The organism is Nonomuraea sp. NPDC003804, from assembly GCF_040610675.1.
Classification (GTDB): domain Bacteria; phylum Actinomycetota; class Actinomycetes; order Streptosporangiales; family Streptosporangiaceae; genus Nonomuraea.
Window position 1 is genome coordinate 57395 of sequence record NZ_JBEXMT010000012.1, and the last position, 16091, is coordinate 73485.

At 70.2% G+C, this 16091-nt stretch carries 14 protein-coding genes; 8 read left to right on the top strand and 6 right to left on the bottom strand.

What is annotated here, in order from left to right:
* Positions 1-4: 4 nt before the first annotated feature.
* The 6 genes from arcC to ABZX22_RS18320 all read right to left on the bottom strand — a co-directional run bounded on the left by arcC (position 5) and on the right by ABZX22_RS18320 (position 5923).
* Positions 5-940 carry a carbamate kinase gene (gene arcC, locus ABZX22_RS18295; protein WP_354910190.1) on the bottom strand — a complete coding sequence of 312 codons (936 nt, stop codon included), beginning with the start codon at positions 938-940 and terminating at the stop codon, positions 5-7.
* Between the two features lies 1 nt (position 941).
* Positions 942-1946, bottom strand: a complete 1005-nt coding sequence (argF, locus tag ABZX22_RS18300) for an ornithine carbamoyltransferase (RefSeq protein ID WP_354910192.1) — start codon at positions 1944-1946, stop codon at positions 942-944.
* 2 nt (positions 1947-1948) lie between these two features.
* Positions 1949-3178 (bottom strand): arginine deiminase, encoded by a 1230-nt coding sequence (locus ABZX22_RS18305; protein ID WP_354910194.1) that lies wholly within the window; start codon positions 3176-3178, stop codon positions 1949-1951.
* A gap of 16 nt (positions 3179-3194) precedes the next feature.
* Positions 3195-4592: an amino acid permease gene (locus ABZX22_RS18310; RefSeq protein ID WP_354910197.1), complete on the bottom strand. Its 1398-nt coding sequence runs from the start codon at positions 4590-4592 to the stop codon at positions 3195-3197.
* A gap of 131 nt (positions 4593-4723) precedes the next feature.
* Positions 4724-4945 (bottom strand): DUF3040 domain-containing protein, encoded by a 222-nt coding sequence (locus ABZX22_RS18315; RefSeq protein WP_354910199.1) that lies wholly within the window; start codon positions 4943-4945, stop codon positions 4724-4726.
* Positions 4946-5011: 66 nt separating this feature from the next.
* Positions 5012-5923, bottom strand: coding sequence for a F0F1 ATP synthase subunit gamma (locus ABZX22_RS18320; RefSeq protein ID WP_354910201.1), 912 nt, complete (start codon positions 5921-5923; stop codon positions 5012-5014).
* Between the two features lie 159 nt (positions 5924-6082).
* On the opposite strand from ABZX22_RS18320, the gene pyrR reads away from it, so the two are divergent.
* Genes pyrR through pyrF form a run of 8 tightly spaced genes read left to right on the top strand, consistent with a single transcriptional unit; the run spans position 6083 to position 15776 of the window.
* Positions 6083-6616 (top strand): bifunctional pyr operon transcriptional regulator/uracil phosphoribosyltransferase PyrR, encoded by a 534-nt coding sequence (gene pyrR / locus ABZX22_RS18325; protein WP_354910526.1) that lies wholly within the window; start codon positions 6083-6085, stop codon positions 6614-6616.
* Positions 6613-7527, top strand: coding sequence for an aspartate carbamoyltransferase catalytic subunit (locus ABZX22_RS18330; RefSeq protein ID WP_354910204.1), 915 nt, complete (start codon positions 6613-6615; stop codon positions 7525-7527). Before pyrR ends, ABZX22_RS18330 begins: the two co-directional genes overlap by 4 nt.
* Positions 7527-8840 carry a dihydroorotase gene (locus ABZX22_RS18335; RefSeq protein ID WP_354910206.1) on the top strand — a complete coding sequence of 438 codons (1314 nt, stop codon included), beginning with the start codon at positions 7527-7529 and terminating at the stop codon, positions 8838-8840. Before ABZX22_RS18330 ends, ABZX22_RS18335 begins: the two co-directional genes overlap by 1 nt.
* A 23-nt stretch (positions 8841-8863) precedes the next feature.
* Positions 8864-9976 (top strand): glutamine-hydrolyzing carbamoyl-phosphate synthase small subunit, encoded by a 1113-nt coding sequence (carA, locus tag ABZX22_RS18340; protein ID WP_354910207.1) that lies wholly within the window; start codon positions 8864-8866, stop codon positions 9974-9976.
* Positions 9963-13250 (top strand): carbamoyl-phosphate synthase large subunit, encoded by a 3288-nt coding sequence (carB, locus tag ABZX22_RS18345; protein ID WP_354910209.1) that lies wholly within the window; start codon positions 9963-9965, stop codon positions 13248-13250. The genes carA and carB overlap by 14 nt, the downstream gene beginning before the upstream one ends.
* A 21-nt stretch (positions 13251-13271) precedes the next feature.
* Positions 13272-14123, top strand: a complete 852-nt coding sequence (locus ABZX22_RS18350) for a dihydroorotate dehydrogenase electron transfer subunit (protein ID WP_354910212.1) — start codon at positions 13272-13274, stop codon at positions 14121-14123.
* A complete protein-coding gene (locus ABZX22_RS18355; RefSeq protein ID WP_354910215.1) occupies positions 14113-15090 on the top strand; it encodes a dihydroorotate dehydrogenase in 978 nt (325 codons plus the stop codon). The genes ABZX22_RS18350 and ABZX22_RS18355 overlap by 11 nt, the downstream gene beginning before the upstream one ends.
* Positions 15087-15776 (top strand): orotidine-5'-phosphate decarboxylase, encoded by a 690-nt coding sequence (gene pyrF / locus ABZX22_RS18360; protein ID WP_354910218.1) that lies wholly within the window; start codon positions 15087-15089, stop codon positions 15774-15776. The genes ABZX22_RS18355 and pyrF overlap by 4 nt, the downstream gene beginning before the upstream one ends.
* The last annotated feature ends 315 nt before the right edge of the window (positions 15777-16091 follow it).

Consider the following 16091-nt stretch of genomic DNA (forward strand, 5'->3'; position numbering starts at 1 on the left):
CTCCCTACAACGTGCTGGACAGCGGCCAGGTGGCGTTGGGCGTGATGATGGTGCCCGCCTTGCCGTCCAGGATCTCCAAGGCCTGATCCAGCCGCCCGATGGCCGCCATGTCGCCGGTCGTCTCCACGAACCTGCAGACCGCCTCCACCTTGGGGCCCATGGACCCCGCGGGGAAGTCGATCGCGCGTAGCTCGTGCGGCGTCGTGTGGCCGATCTCGGTCTGCTGGGGGGTACCGAAGTCGCGCATGACGCGCTCCACGTCGGTGAGGATGAGGAAGGCGTCGCACTCCAGGGCCTCGGCGAGCAGCGAGCCCGTCAGGTCCTTGTCGATGACGGCCTCGACGCCCGTCAGCCGGCCGTTCTCGTCGCGGATGACGGGCACGCCGCCACCCCCGGCGCCCACGACGATGACGCCGTCCCGCATCAGTCCGCGGATCAGCCGCGTCTCGACCACACGCTGCGGTTTGGGCGAGGGCACCACGCGGCGCCAGTACTGGCCGTCGGGCTTGACCACCCAGCCGTTCTCCTCGGCCAGTTTCTCGGCCTCCGCCTGGTCGTAGACCGGCCCGACGAACTTGGTCGGGTTCTGGAAGGCCGGGTCGACGGCCGAGACCAGGGTCTGGGTGATGATCGAGATCACCTGCCGGCCCGGCAGGCCGTTCTGGAGCGCCTGGAGCATCCAGTAGCCGATCATGCCCTGAGTCTCGGCGACCAGCGTGTCGAACGGGTAGGGCTTGGTCAGCTTGGGGTCGGCGGCGCTCTCCAGGGCCAGCATGCCCACCTGTGGACCGTTCCCGTGCGTGATGATCAGCTCATGCCGCTCGGCGACCTTGGCCAGCGGCCTGATCGCCGCGGCCAGGTTCGCCCGCTGGACGTGGTCGTCCTGCCGCTCGCCGCGCCGCAGGACCGCGTTTCCCCCCAGCGCCACCAGGACCTTCATGTCAGCTCCCCAGGGTGGCGACCATGATGGCCTTGATCGTGTGCAGGCGGTTCTCGGCCTGGTCGAAGACGATCGAGCGGGGCGACTCGAAGACGCTCTCGGTGATCTCCAGGGCGTCGAGTCCCGTCTTCTCGTAGATGTCCTCGCCGACCCTGGTCTCCCTGTTGTGGAAGGCGGGCAGGCAGTGCATGACCTTCACGCCGTCGTTCCCCGTCGCCTCCACCACCTCGTCGTTGATCTGGTACGGCTTGAGCAGCCTGACCCGCTCGTCCCACACCCTCTTGGGCTCGCCCATCGAGACCCAGACGTCGGTGTAGAGGAAGTCGACGCCCTCGACGCCCGTGGCCACGTCCTCGGTGATGGTCAGGGTGGCGCCGGTCTGCCTGGCCAGGTCCGTGGCCGGCTTGACGACCATCGTCGGGTCGGGCTGCAGCGACCTGGGCGCCACCAGGCGCACGTCCATGCCGAACATCGCCCCCGTGACCAGCAGCGAGTTGCCCATGTTGTTGCGGGCGTCGCCGAGGTAGGCGAAGGAGACCTGGCGCAGCGGCTTGTCGGTGTGCTCGCGCATGGTGAGCATGTCGGCCAGCATCTGCGTGGGGTGCCACTCGTCGGTCAGGCCGTTCCAGACCGGGACGCCCGAGTAGGCGGCCAGGTCCTCGACGTGCTCCTGCTTGGAACCCCGGTACTCGATGCCGTCGAACATCCGGCCCAGCACGCGCGCGGTGTCCTTGACCGACTCCTTGTGCCCCATCTGCGAACCCGAGGGGTCGAGGTAGGTCACGTGCGCGCCCTGATCGTGGGCGGCCACCTCGAACGCGCAACGGGTCCTGGTCGAGGTCTTCTCGAAGATCAGCGCGATGTTCTTGCCGGTGAGCCGCCGCTGCTCGGTGCCGGCGTACTTGGCCTGCTTGAGTTCGGCGGACAAGGTGAGCAGGAAGCCGAACTCCGCGGGCGTGAAGTCGAGCTCCTTCAGAAAGCTGCGGTTGCGAAGGTTGAAGCCCATGGTCAGATGCCGTCCCTCTCCAGCGGGCAGCTCATGCAGCGCGGCCCGCCCCGGCCGCGGCCCAGCTCGCTGCCGCGGATGGTGATGACCTCGATGCCGTTGTCGCGCAGGTAGTTGTTGGTGGTGGTGTTGCGCTCGTAGGCGACCACCACCCCCGGCGCGATGGCCAGCACGTTGCACCCGTCGTCCCACTGCTCGCGCTCGGCGGCGTTGACGTCCTGGGTCGCGGTGAGGATCTTGATGTCGTCGAGGTCGAGCGCCTGGGCGATCGCCTTGTGCATGTCCTCGGCCGGGTGGTCGGTGACCTTCAGCTCCTTCTCGGTGTCGCCCGGCTCGATCGTGTAGGACGGCAGCATGCCGAGGCCGGCGTACTTGGTGAACACGCCCACGTCCACGTTGGTCATGACCGTGTCGAGGTGCATGAACGCGCGCGCCTTCGGCATGTCCAGCGCGACGATCTTCTTGGCCCCGCCCGTGGCGAACAGGTGGCGGGCGAGCATCTCGACCGCCTGCGGCTGGGTGCGCTCGCTCATCCCGATCAGCACGGCGCCCCGCCCGATGATCAGGACGTCGCCGCCCTCGATGGTGGCGGGCGCGACCTTGGTGCCCGGCATCCACACCTGGAAGCGGCCCGCCTCCGAGGTGAACATCGGGTGGTAGGTGTAGATGGCCTCGAAGTTGACCGTCTCGGCCTGCCTGGCCTTCTTCCTCATCGCGTTGATGGACACCCCGTTGTAGATCCAGCACGAGGTGTCACGCGTGAACAGGTGGTTGGGCAGCGGCGGAAGGACGAAGTCGTTCCCGCCGAGCACGTGGAAGGCGACGCTCTTCGGGTCGGCCCCGCGCTCCATGATCTCCGACTTGGTGATGCCGCCGGTCAGGGCCTGCTGCAGGTCCTTCGACGGCAGCGAGTCGAGGGTGTTGCGGATGGCGTCGGTGGCCAGCGGCCCGTGCCAGCGCTCGTCGACGACGTGGTCGAGGATGTGCTTGCGCGCCTCGGGGATGTCGAGGGTCTCGCGCAGCAGGTCGGCCAGCATGTGGACGGTGATGCCCTGGTCGCGCAGCGTCTGCTGGAACTCCTCGTGCTCCTCCACCGCGCGCTGCACCCACAGCACGTCGTCGAAGAGGAAGTCGTCCTTGTTCGTGGGGGTGAGCCGCTTCAGCGCCAGTTCGGGCTTGTGCAGCAGAACCTGGTGGAGCCTGCCTACCTCGGAATCGACATGAAAGGTCATAACAGGTATTCCTTTCCTAGACCAGCGGGCCGTACTCGCCGCGCTTGGCCTTCACCCAGATGTAGACCGGCACGCCCACCAGGAGCATCAGCGTTCCGCCGAGCACCGCCTCGGGGCCTGATCCGTAGGCCATCCAGAACGCGAACAGCAGCGCGACGACGCTGATGACGAGGTCGCGGCCCAGCCGTCCCCTGTTGACCTGGCGTTCACCCGTCACCAGCCAGAACAGCTGGGCGCAGGCGGAGAAGAAGTAGGGGATGACGGTGGTGAAGGAGGCCAGCAGCACGATGGTGTTGAAGGCGTTCTCCGACGAGTAGGCGACCAGCAGCATGCCCGATGTCAGGACGGTGCCGATCAGGATGCCGGGGATGGGCGCCCCGCGCGGCGACTCCCTGGCGAACAGCGGCGGGAACATGCCGTCCTGGGCCGCGGCCTTGGGCATCTCGGCCACCAGCATGGTCCAGCCGTTGAGGGCGCCGATGCCGGAGAAGATGGCGCAGGCGGCCATCGCGATGCCGCCCCCGGTGCCGCCGAACATGTTGTTGATCGCGTCGGCGAACGGCGCCGACGACTTCACGAGCTCGGCGTACGGCACGGTGCCCATGACCGCGACGGTGCTCAGCATGTAGAGCACGGCGCAGGCCAGCACGCCGATGACGCTGGCGCGCCCGATGTTGCGCATCGGGTCCTTGATCTTCTCCGCGGCGATGGAGACGCTCTCCACGCCCGAGTAGATGAACAACGCCACCGCGCCGGCGAGGGAGATGGCGGCGACGACGTTGCCCTCCGTGGCGTTGAACGGCCCGAAGTTGCCGCCCTGGATGAAGAAAAGGCCGACCAGCGAGACGAACAGCAGCGGCGCGAACTTCAGCACCGTGGTGACGAGCTGGAAGGCGGCCATGTTCTTGGGGCCCATCAGGTTGACCACCGCGGGGATCCACAGCCCCACCAGCGCGATGACGATCGCCGCGGTCGTGCCCGTCCAGTTGAGGCCGAAGACCTGCTGCGCGAAGTACTGCACGTACCCGACCCACGCGACCGCGATGGCGGCGTTGCCGATCCACGCGGTCAGCCAGAACGACCACGCGTTCCAGAAGCCGACGAACTCGCCGAAGGCGTTGCGCGCGTAGGCGTAGGGGCCGCCGCCGGCCGGTATGCGCGCGCCCAGCCTGCCGAAGACGATCGCCATCGCGATGGCCCCGAGGGTGACCAGGCCCATCGCCACGATGCTGACGGTGCCGAAGGCGGCCAGCGAGGCGGGGAGCAGGAAGATGCCGGTGCCGACGACGTTGCCGATCACCAGGGCGATGGCCGCGCCGAGGCCGAGACTGCGTTGCGGGCCTTCGGTGACGCCCGTCAGCTCGGTCTCGACAGTGCCGACGCCTCCGCCTTCAGGCGGCCGTGGCTCTCCCATTGCGCCCCCCAACGCGGATACCCCGGACGTCATGTGACATTCGGGGCGTCCCCGTCGGTGAGTACGCTAAAACGCCCAGCTCAACCATCTTCTCTTGTTCATGAGAGAGCGGGCGGGCGCGCCGGAGGGGCTCAGCTGCGGGGGTTGCCGGACACGAGCAGCACGACGGCGAAGACCGCCATGCAGACCGCGATCAGAGCCACGGGCCACGCCTCCCAGCGCCCGTTGATGCGCTCGGCGGTCACCGGCCCGCGGCCGTGTTCGGCGAAGCCGCGGACCAGCGCGGGCTCCTCAGTGGCGAGCTGGCGGGCGATGGCGTCGAGAATCTTGCGCTCGCGTGCGGACAAGGACATTCCGCGACCTCCCCGAGAAAGACTTGGAGGAGGTTTTATCTCTTTTGTCCGGATTTTCCAAATTGTTCAATGGTGCTTGAGCGCCTCGACCCCGCCGACGATCTCGTTGAGCTCAGTGGTGATCTCGGCCTGCCTGGCCTCGTTGGCCTCCCTGGTCAGCCGCTCGACCAGCTCCAGGGCGTTCTCGGTCGCCGCCGTCATCGCCGTGCGCCTGGCCGCCCACTCTGCGGCCGCCGAGTCGAGCATCATGTACCAGATCCTGGAGCGGACGTACTTCTGCAGCATCTCGTCGAGCACCGCCTCAGGCGTGGGATCGAACTCGTAGGGCGCCTTGGGCAGCACGTCCGCGGCCCGGTCCTCGTCCCGCTCCTCCACCTCCTCCAGGACCATCGGCAGGATCCGGTGCACGGTCGTCTGCTGGGTCAGCATCGAGGCGAAGTGCGTGTACACCACGTGCACCTCGCCGACCCCGCCGTCCCGCGTGGGCATGTCGAAGGCCTCGATCAGCGTCCGTCCGATCTCCGCGGCCGTCGCGTAGTCGGGCTGTCCCGACACTCCGACCCACTTCCCGCGCACCTCCCTGTTGCGGAAGCTGAACCAGTCGACGCCCTTGCGCCCGGTGACGAAGGGGATGATCTCCTTGCCCTGGCCCTCCAGCAGGGTGGCCAGCGCCCGCGCGTGACGGAGCACGTTCTGGTTGTAGGCGCCCGCGAAACCCCTGTCGCTCGTCATCAGCAGCACCGCCACCCGCGAGGTGTCGGGCCGCGTGTTCAGCAGCGCGTGGTTCATCCGCATGCGATGGCTGACCAGCGCCGACACCGCCCGCGAGATCTCCCTGCTGTACGGCTCGGCGTCCGTGGCGCGGTCACGCGCCTTGCCCACGCGTGAGGAGGCGATCAGCTCCTGCGCGCGGGTGATCTTCGCCGTCGATCTGACCGACCTGATCCGCTGACGGATCCGGCGTAGTTGCGCCCCCAACGTAACCCCCCGACGCCGCCCGACTACGTCACGTGAGACACCAGCGTAACCGTCGTATCACCCCCTGCCCGTCGTGGCTGGTAGCTGCTGGTAATGTGGCTGCGACCCAACACCCTTTTAACCCCGTCCCGTGAGGCGGGAAAGGCGGTGAGCTTCACCATGTCCGAACCCAGGGCCGTTCTCGAAGGCCCGGACATCCACCGGGCGCTGACCCGCATCGCGCACGAGATCCTCGAGCGCACCAAGGGCGCCGACGGCGTCGTCCTGCTCGGCATCCCCACCCGTGGCGCCACTCTGGCCGGCCGGCTCGCCGAGCGCATCGAGCAGTTCGAGGGCGTGAAGGTCCCCGTCGGCTCGATCGACATCACGATGTACCGCGACGACCTCAGGCTCCGGCCCGCGCGCCCGCTCGGCCGTACCGACCTGCCCGCCGACGGCATCGACGGCAGGCTCGTCGTGCTGGTCGACGACGTGCTCTACTCCGGCCGCTCGGTCCGCGCCGCGCTCGACGCGCTCAACGACCTCGGCAGGCCCACGGCCGTCCAGCTGGCCATCCTGGTCGACAGGGGCCATCGCGAGCTGCCCATCAGGGCCGACTACGTGGGCAAGAACCTCCCGACCGCCAAGAGCGAGAAGGTCAAGGTCTACCTGGAGGAGACCGACGGGCGCGACGCAGTGGAGTTGATCAAGTGAACAGGCATCTCATCTCGGCGGCCGACCTGACCAAGGACGACGCGCTGCTGATCCTCGACACCGCCGAGGAACTGGCCCGCGTCTCGGAACGATCCATCAAGAAGCTCCCGACCCTGCGCGGGCGCACGGTGGTCAACCTCTTCTTCGAGGACTCCACCCGCACCCGCATCTCCTTCGAGGCCGCCGCCAAGCGGCTGTCGGCCGACGTCATCAACTTCTCCGCCAAGGGCTCCAGCGTCTCCAAGGGCGAGTCGCTCAAGGACACCGCGCTGACCCTGGAGGCGATGGGCGCCGACGCCGTCGTCATCCGCCACGGCGCCTCCGGCGCGCCGCACCGCCTGGCCAACTGGGTGCGCGGCAGCGTCGTCAACGCAGGCGACGGCACCCACGAGCACCCCACCCAGGCGCTGCTCGACGCCTTCTCGATGCGCCGCCGCCTCGGCTCGCTCGAAGGGCGCAAGGTCACCATCGTCGGCGACGTCCTGCACAGCAGGGTCGCCCGCTCCAACGTGCTGCTGCTGGCCACGCTGGGCGCCGACGTGACCCTGGTCGCGCCGCCGACGCTGCTGCCGGTCTCCGTCGGCACCTGGCCGTGCGAGGTCTCCTACGACCTCGACGCCGTGCTGCCCAAGTCCGACGTCGTCATGATGCTCCGCGTGCAGAAGGAGCGGATGAACGCCGCCTACTTCCCCAGCGAGCGCGAGTACTCCCGCCGCTACGGGCTCGACCGCGACAGGTTCGCGAAGATGCCCGACGAGGCGATCGTCATGCACCCAGGGCCGATGAACCGGGGCATGGAGATCGCGGCCGAGGTGGCCGACTCGCCGCGCTCGACGATCGTCGAGCAGGTCGCCAACGGCGTGACCATCCGCATGGCCGTCCTGTACCTGCTGCTCGGGGGAGAGATCTGATGCTGATCAAGAACGTTCGCATCCTCGGCGGCGAGCCGGTCGACATCGCCGTCGTCGACGGCCTCATCGCGGAGGTCCGCCCCGCGGGCTCGGCCCCCGCGGAGGGCGTCGACGGGGTCGTCGACGGGGTCGTCGACGGGCGCGGCGCGATCGCGCTGCCCGGCCTGGTCGACCTCCACACCCACCTGCGCGAGCCGGGCCGCGAGGACGCCGAGACCGTCCAGACGGGCACCCAGTCGGCCGCGCGCGGCGGCTACACCGCCGTCCACGCCATGGCCAACACCATGCCCGTCGCCGACACGGCGGGCGTCGTCGAGCAGGTCTGGCGCCTCGGCCAGGAGTTCGGCCACTGCGACGTGCAGCCCGTCGGCGCCGTCACCGTCGGCCTGGAGGGCAGGCAGCTGGCCGAGCTCGGCGCGATGGCCGACTCCGCCGCCCGCGTGCGCGTCTTCTCCGACGACGGCAAGTGCGTCGACGACGCCGTGCTGATGCGCAGGGCGCTGGAGTACGTGAAGGCCTTCGACGGCGTCGTCGCCCAGCACGCCCAGGAGCCCAAGCTCACCAAGGACGCCCAGATGAACGAGGGCGTCATCTCCGGCAGGCTCGGCCTGGCGGGCTGGCCCGCGGTCGCCGAGGAGGCGATCATCGCCCGCGACTGCCTGCTGGCCGCCCACGTCGGCTCCCGCCTGCACGTCTGCCACGTCTCCACGGCCGGTTCTGTGGAGATCATCCGGTGGGCCAAGTCCAAGGGCTGGAACGTCACCGCCGAGGTGACCCCCCACCACCTGCTGCTCACCGACGACCTCGTCGAGGAGTCGCCCAACGGCGCCTACAACCCCATCTACAAGGTCAACCCGCCGCTGCGCACCGCGCACGACGTCCAGGCGCTGCGCGCGGCCCTGGCCGACGGCACGATCGACGTCGTGGCCACCGACCACGCGCCGCACCCGGTCGAGGACAAGGAGACCGAGTGGGCCGCGGCGGCCATGGGCATGGTCGGCCTGGAGACCGCGCTCAGCGTCGTCCAGGAGGCCATGGTCGACACCGGGCTGCTCGACTGGGCGGGCGTGGCCGAGCGCATGTCCGTGGCCCCGGCGCGCATCGGCCGCCTCTCGGGCCACGGCCGGCCGCTCGAGGTCGGCGCACCGGCCAACATCGTGCTCTACGACCCGTCCTCGCGCACCGAGGTGGACCCCTCCTCCTTCGCCTCCAAGAGCCGCAACACCCCCTACGAGGGCATGACCCTTCCCGGACGGGTGCTGGCGACGTTCCTGCGCGGCAAGCCAACCGTTCTCGAAGGGAAGGTCACGTGACCGAGCGTCGCGAGGGACACCATATGCACAGCAGTAACGCCGTTCTCGTGCTGGAAGACGGCCGTGTCTTCCACGGGCGCACCTATGGCGCGCAGGGCGAGACGTTCGGGGAGATGGTCTTCAACACCGGCATGACCGGCTACCAGGAGACCCTCACCGACCCGTCCTACCACCGCCAGATCGTCGCGATGACCGCCCCGCACATCGGTAACACGGGCGTCAACGACGAGGACCCCGAGTCCTCGCGCGTCTGGGTCGCGGGCTACGTCGTCCGCGAGCCGTCCCGCGTGGTCTCCAACTGGCGCGCCACCCGCTCCCTCGACGACTACCTCAAGGAGCAGGGGGTCGTCGGCATCGCGATCTCCGGCACCCGGGCGCTGACCCGCCACCTGCGCGAGCGCGGCGCGATGCGCGCGGGCATCTTCAGCGCGCCGTCGCAGCCGGTGGAGGCCCTGGTCGAGCGCGTACGGCAGCAGCCCCTCATGGAGGGCGCCGACCTGGCCGCCGAGGTGGCCACGGCCGAGCCGTACGTGGTCGAGGCCATCGGCGGCAAGCGCTTCACCGTCGCGGCCGTCGACCTCGGCATCAAGGGCATGACGCCGCACCGCATGGCCGAGCGCGGCTGCGAGGTGCACGTCCTGCCCGCCACGGCGACCTTCGAGGACATCCAGGCGATCGGTCCCGACGGCGTCTTCTTCTCCAACGGCCCCGGCGACCCGGCCACGGCCGACGTCACCACCCTGCGCAGGGTGCTGGAGGCGGGCATCCCGTTCTTCGGCATCTGCTTCGGCAACCAGCTGTTCGGCAGGGCGCTGGGCCTTTCGACCTACAAGCTCCGCTACGGCCACCGCGGCGTCAACCAGCCGGTCCAGGACGTGCGCACCGGCAAGGTGGAGATCTCGGCGCACAACCACGGCTTCGCCGTCCAGGCGCCGCTCGACGGGCCCTTCGACACGCCGTACGGGCCCGCCGAGGTCAGCCACGTCAACCTCAACGACCGCTGCGTGGAGGGCCTGCGCCTGCTCGACGGGCGCGCCTTCAGCGTGCAGTACCACCCGGAGGCCGCCGCCGGCCCCCACGACGCCGCCTACCTTTTCAATGAATTCTGTGAGGTCATGAGCCGTGCCCAAGCGTGAGGACATCCGGTCCATCCTGGTCATCGGCTCCGGACCGATCGTCATCGGGCAGGCGTGCGAGTTCGACTATTCGGGTACCCAGGCCTGCCGCGTGCTGCGCGCCGAGGGCTTCAGGGTGATCCTGGTCAACAGCAACCCCGCCACGATCATGACGGACCCCGAGTTCGCCGACGCCACCTACGTCGAGCCGATCACTCCCGAGTTCGTCGAGAAGATCATCGCCAAGGAGCGGCCCGACGCGCTGCTGCCCACCCTGGGCGGGCAGACGGCGCTCAACACCGCGGTCGCCCTGCACGAGGCCGGCGTCCTCGAGCGCTACGAGGTCGAGCTGATCGGCGCCGACTTCGACGCCATCCAGGCGGGCGAGAACCGCGAGCGGTTCAAGGAGATCGTCGCCAAGGTCGCCCGCGAGCACGGCCTCAACGCCGAGTCCGCCAAGTCGGTCATCTGCCACAGCATGGACGAGTGCCTGGCCGCCGCCGGCGAGCTCGGCTACCCGCTGGTCGTGCGCCCCTCCTTCACCATGGGCGGCGTCGGCTCGGGCTTCGCCTACGGCGAGGCCGACCTGCGCCGCATCGCCGGCGCGGGCCTCGACGCCAGCCCGACCACCGAGGTGCTCCTCGAGGAGTCGATCCTCGGGTGGAAGGAGTACGAGCTCGAGGTCATGCGCGACAAGGCCGACAACGTCGTCATCGTGTGCTCCATCGAGAACATCGACCCGATGGGCGTCCACACCGGCGACAGCGTCACCGTGGCCCCGGCGCTGACCCTGACCGACCGCGAGTACCAGAACATGCGCGACGTCGCGATCGCGGTCATCCGCGAGGTGGGCGTCGACACCGGCGGCTGCAACATCCAGTTCGCGGTCAACCCGCGTACCGGCCGCATGATCGTCATCGAGATGAACCCGCGCGTGTCGCGGTCGTCGGCGCTGGCCTCCAAGGCGACGGGCTTCCCGATCGCCAAGATCGCCGCCAAGCTGGCGATCGGCTACACGCTCGACGAGATCCCCAACGACATCACCAAGGAGACCCCGGCCTCCTTCGAGCCGACCCTCGACTACATCGTGGTCAAGGTGCCGAGGTTCGCCTTCGAGAAGTTCCGCGGCGCCGACCAGACGCTCACCACGCACATGAAGTCGGTGGGCGAGGCCATGGCGATCGGCCGCTCCTTCCCCGAGGCGCTGCAGAAGGCGCTGCGCTCGCTGGAGAAGAAGGGCTCGTCGTTCTCCTGGGCCGGCCACCTCGCCTCGAAGCAGGAGCTGCTCGACGACTGCCGCACGCCCCACGACGGCAGGCTGCGCACCATGCAGCAGGCCATCAGGGCGGGCGCGACGGCCGAGGAGCTGTTCGAGGCCACCAACGTCGACCCGTGGTTCATCGACCAGCTCATGCTGCTGGACGAGGAGGCCCGCGCTCTCGCCGAGGCCCCCGAGCTGTCCAGGCAGGTGCTGGAGCAGGCCAAGCACCACGGCTTCTCCGACGCCCAGATCGGCGAGATCCGCGGCATGGACGAGTCGCGCGTGCGCGACCTGCGCCACGCCCTCGGCCTGCGCCCGGTCTACAACACCGTCGACACCTGCGCCGCCGAGTTCGCCGCCAGGACGCCCTACCTCTACTCGACCTACGACGAGGAGAGCGAGGTCCCCTACGGCGAGCGGCCCAAGGTCCTCATCCTGGGCAGCGGGCCCAACCGCATCGGCCAGGGCATCGAGTTCGACTACGCGTGCGTGCACGCCTCCTTCGAGCTGTCCAGGGCCGGGTTCGAGACCGTCATGGTCAACTGCAACCCCGAGACCGTCTCGACCGACTACGACACCTCCGACCGGCTCTACTTCGAGCCGCTCACGCTGGAGGACGTCCTCGAGGTCGTCCACGCCGAGCAGCAGACCGGCCCGGTGGCCGGCGTGATCGTCCAGCTCGGCGGCCAGACGCCGCTGGGCCTGGCGCAGGCGCTGAAGGACGCGGGCGTGCCCGTCGTCGGCACCTCGCCGGAGTCGATCCACCTGGCCGAGGAGCGCGGCGCCTTCGGCCGCGTGCTGGCCGAGGCGGGGCTGCCCGCCCCCAAGCACGGCACCGCACTGACCGTCGCCGAGGCGCTGGAGATCGCCGAGGAGATCGGCTACCCGGTGCTCGTGCGGCCGTCCTACGTGCTGGGCGGCGCCGGCATGGCCATCGTCTACGACGACGAGACGCTCAGCACCTACATGGCGGCCCAGGAGGGCGGCCACCCCGTGCTGATCGACAAGTTCCTCGACGAGGCCATCGAGATCGACGTCGACGCGCTGTTCGACGGCGAGGAGCTCTACCTCGGCGGCGTCATGGAGCACATCGAGGAGGCCGGGATCCACTCGGGCGACTCGGCGTGCGCGCTGCCGCCCATCACGCTCGGCGGCAACGACATCAAGCGCATCCGCGCCGCCACCGAGGGCATCGCCAGGGGCGTCGGCGTCCGCGGCCTGCTCAACGTGCAGTACGCCATGTCAGCGGGCGTCCTGTACGTCCTGGAGGCCAACCCGCGCGCCAGCCGTACCGTGCCGTTCGTCTCCAAGGCGACGGCGGTGCCGCTGGCGAAGGCGGCGGCCCGCGTCATGATGGGCGCGACCGTCGCCGAGCTGCGGGCCGAGGGCATGCTGCCCGAGCACGGCGACGGCGGCACGCTGCCGCTCGACGCCTCCATCGCGGTCAAGGAGGCCGTGCTCCCGTTCAACCGCTTCCGCGGCGTCGACACCGTGCTCGGCCCCGAGATGCGCTCGACGGGCGAGGTCATGGGCATCGACGAGTTCTTCGGCATCGCCTACGCCAAGTCGCAGGCCGGAGCCTACGGCGAGCTGCCCACCAAGGGCCGCGCGTTCGTCTCCGTCGCCAACAGGGACAAGCGCTCGATGATCTTCCCGGTGCGCGCCCTCGCCGACCTCGGCTTCGAGATTCTGGCCACGGAGGGCACCGCCGAGGTGCTGCGCCGTAACGGAGTCCATGCCAAGATCGTGCGAAAGCAGAGCGAGGGGACGGGACCCGACGGTGAGCCGACGATCGTGCAGCGCATCCTGGACGGTGAGGTGGACCTGATCGTCAACACGCCGTTCGGCAGCCCCGGGCAGTCGGGGCCGCGCCTCGACGGCTACGACATCCGCACCGCCGCCGTGCTGCGCGGCATCCCGTGCATCACGACGGTCCAGGGGCTCGCCGCGGCCGCCGCGGGCATCCAGGCCAACGTGCGGGGCGATGTGGGCGTACGGTCCCTTCAGGAACACGCACGAGCCCTGCGGGGGTGATCAGGTCTGGCCGGGACTCCGGTGCAGGTGACTGGCACGGTGCTGACCACGCGCCGGGTCGACGCCTACCATGCGCTGACCGTGGTGGCGCCCGGCGTCGCCGAGCGGTTCCGTCCCGGCCACTTCGTCTCGGTCGCCGTCGGGGGGCCGCGCACCTCGATGGTGACCAGACGCGCGCTGTCCATCCACGACGTCAGCCCCGACTACGGCGGCACGGTGGAGCTCGTCTTCACCGCCACCGGCCCCGGCACGTCGTGGCTGGCCGAGCGGCGCGCCCGTGACACGCTCGACCTGGTGGGGCCGCTGGGGCGGCCCTTTCCGCTGCCCCGCGACCCCGCCGTCTGCGTGCTGGTCGGCGACGAGTACGGCGCGGCGCCGCTGTTCCCGCTGGCCGACGCGCTGATGGAACGCGGCTGCCGCATCGACTTCGTGCTCGGCGCGGCCTCGGCCGACCGGGTGTTCGGCGCGATGCGGGCCCGCAGGATGGCCGAGACCACCACCCTCACCACCGAGGACGGCTCGCTGGGCCTGCGCGGCAAGGTGACCGACGTGCTGCCGTCCGTGATCGCCGACACGCGCGCCGACGCCATCTACGCCTGCGGGCCGATGGCGACGCTGCGCCAGGTCACCGCGGTCGCCATCGAGTTCGACATCCCCGTCCAGGTGGCGGTCGAGGAGGCCATGGCCTGCGGCATCGGGATCTGCATGACCTGCGTGCTGCCCGTCATCGGCGACGACGGCGCCACCAGGATGGTGCGCGCCTGCGCGGAGGGTCCTGTGTTCAGAGGCGAACGCGTGCGGTTCGAGGACGTGGGAACGATCCCGTTCGACGCGCTCGGCGCCCCCGGCGGTGGAGCGCGTCATGTCGGTTGACATGCGGACCTTCCTGGCCCACGTCGAGCTCGCCAACCCGGTCACGACCGCGGCGGGCTGCGCGGGCTCGGGCAGGGAGCTGGCCCAGTTCTTCGACCTGCACCGTCTCGGCGCGCTGGTCACCCGGTCGATCACGATGGCCCCGCGGGCGGGCAGGCCCACCCCGCGGATGGCCGAGACGCCCTCGGGCATGCTCAACGCCGTCGGCCTGCAGGGGCCGGGCATCGACGCCTTCCTCGAACGAGAGCTGCCGTGGCTGGCCCAGCGCGGCATCAAGACCGTCGTCTCGATCGGCGGCGGCACCGTGGCCGAGTACGCGGCGCTGGCCCGCCGGCTCACCGACGCGCCCGGCGTGACCGCGATCGAGGTCAACCTCGCCTGTCCCAACATCGAGGACCGCGGCCGGGTCTTCGCCCGCGACGGCGGCGCCGCCGCCGAGGTGATCGCCTCGGTGCGCTCGGTCATGCGCTACGACGTGCCGGTGGTGGCCAAGCTCTCGCCGGACGTGGCCGACGTCGTCGCGGTCGCCCGCGCGTGCGTCGACGCGGGGGCCGACGCGCTCTCCATGATCAACAACCCGCTCGGCATGGCCATCGACATCGACGCGCTCAAGCCGTCCCTCGCCGCCGGCACCGGAGGGCTGTCCGGTCCGGCGATCCTGCCGCTCGCCGTACGGTGCGTGTGGCAGGTCCACGCCGCCATCCCCGGCGTGCCCATCATCGGCGTCGGTGGCGTGGCCAGCGGCCACGACGCCCTCCAGCTCGTCCTCGCAGGCGCCTGCGTGGTCGGGGTGGGCACGGCGCTGTTCCACGACCCCTACGCCTGCCTGCGCATCGAGCGCGAGCTCGAGGAGCTGCTGGCGGCCAGGGGATTCCACCGCCTGGCCGACGCCGTCGGCCTGGCACACCGGCCACCGGGCAGCGCCGCCCGGCACCTGCTCGTCGACTCCGAGGAGAGTTCGCTGTGACGCCCGCACCCATCGCCGTCGCCCTGGACGCACCCGACCTGGAGACCGCGGCCCGCTGGGCTTCGCTGGTGACCCCCCATGTCAGCACCGTCAAGGTGGGCCTCGAGCTCTACCTGCGCTACGGACCCGACGTGATCGCCTCGGTGCAGGGGGCCAGCGGCGTACGGGTCTTCCTCGACCTCAAGCTCCACGACATCCCCAACACCGTGGCCGGGGCCACAAGGGCCGTGGCGCGGCTCAAGCCCGCCATCCTGACCGTGCACGCCGCCGGCGGCCCCGCGATGATCCAGGCGGCCGTGGAGGCCGCCCCGCACACCGAGATCGCGGCGGTCACCGTGCTCACCTCGCTGTCGGCCGCGGACCTCGCCGCGATCGGGATCGCCGGCTCGCCCGAGGACGCGGTGCGCCGCCTGTCGGTGATGGCGGTGGAGGCGGGCGCCAAGGCGCTGGTGTGCTCCCCGCACGAGGTCGCCGGCGTGCGCGCGGCCGTGGGGCCGGACATCACGCTGATCACCCCGGGTGTACGGCCCGCCGGCGCCGACAGCCAGGACCAGGCGCGGGTGGCCACGCCCGAGCAGGCGCTGGCCGACGGTGCCGACCTGCTCGTCATCGGCCGCCCGATCACCGGCTCGGCCGACCCCGGCGCCACGGCGGCCTCGATCGCCGCGTCGCTCCGACGGTCATGATCATCTCTGGAACGGCCGCCTGGGTCAAGTCCACGTCCGTCCCGTCCGTCACATCGCTCGCAGAAGGCCCGTCCGGCCCTGCTGGCGCCCCCGTCCCGACAGCCTGGCCGGCCGCGTCCTGACGCGAGCCTTCACCGGGCGATCGACGCGAGGGGCGCGAGGTGTCCGAAACCCCGGCAGGGCCGCCGAATCGGGTCTTCGGCTGTCCGTAAAGGACGGGTCAGGAAGGGGTGTCGGGACCGGCTTCTGTGATCATGATCGCATTCGCGGCGACCCGGTTGACGAACGCTGAAAAGCGCGAAGTAGGGGCATTTT

Excerpts from the sequence above, each read along its gene's own strand:
- arcC (WP_354910190.1), bottom strand. The coding sequence starts at position 940 with ATGAAGGTCCTGGTGGCGCTGGGGGGAAACGCGGTCCTGCGGCGCGGC.
- ABZX22_RS18315 (WP_354910199.1), bottom strand. The coding sequence starts at position 4,945 with ATGTCCTTGTCCGCACGCGAGCGCAAGATTCTCGACGCCATCGCCCGC.
- ABZX22_RS18305 (WP_354910194.1), bottom strand. The coding sequence starts at position 3,178 with ATGACCTTTCATGTCGATTCCGAGGTAGGCAGGCTCCACCAGGTTCTG.
- ABZX22_RS18335 (WP_354910206.1), top strand. The coding sequence starts at position 7,527 with ATGCTGATCAAGAACGTTCGCATCCTCGGCGGCGAGCCGGTCGACATC.
- ABZX22_RS18310 (WP_354910197.1), bottom strand. The coding sequence starts at position 4,592 with ATGGGAGAGCCACGGCCGCCTGAAGGCGGAGGCGTCGGCACTGTCGAG.
- carA (WP_354910207.1), top strand. The coding sequence starts at position 8,864 with ATGCACAGCAGTAACGCCGTTCTCGTGCTGGAAGACGGCCGTGTCTTC.
- ABZX22_RS18355 (WP_354910215.1), top strand. The coding sequence starts at position 14,113 with ATGTCGGTTGACATGCGGACCTTCCTGGCCCACGTCGAGCTCGCCAAC.
- argF (WP_354910192.1), bottom strand. The coding sequence starts at position 1,946 with ATGGGCTTCAACCTTCGCAACCGCAGCTTTCTGAAGGAGCTCGACTTC.
- pyrR (WP_354910526.1), top strand. The coding sequence starts at position 6,083 with ATGTCCGAACCCAGGGCCGTTCTCGAAGGCCCGGACATCCACCGGGCG.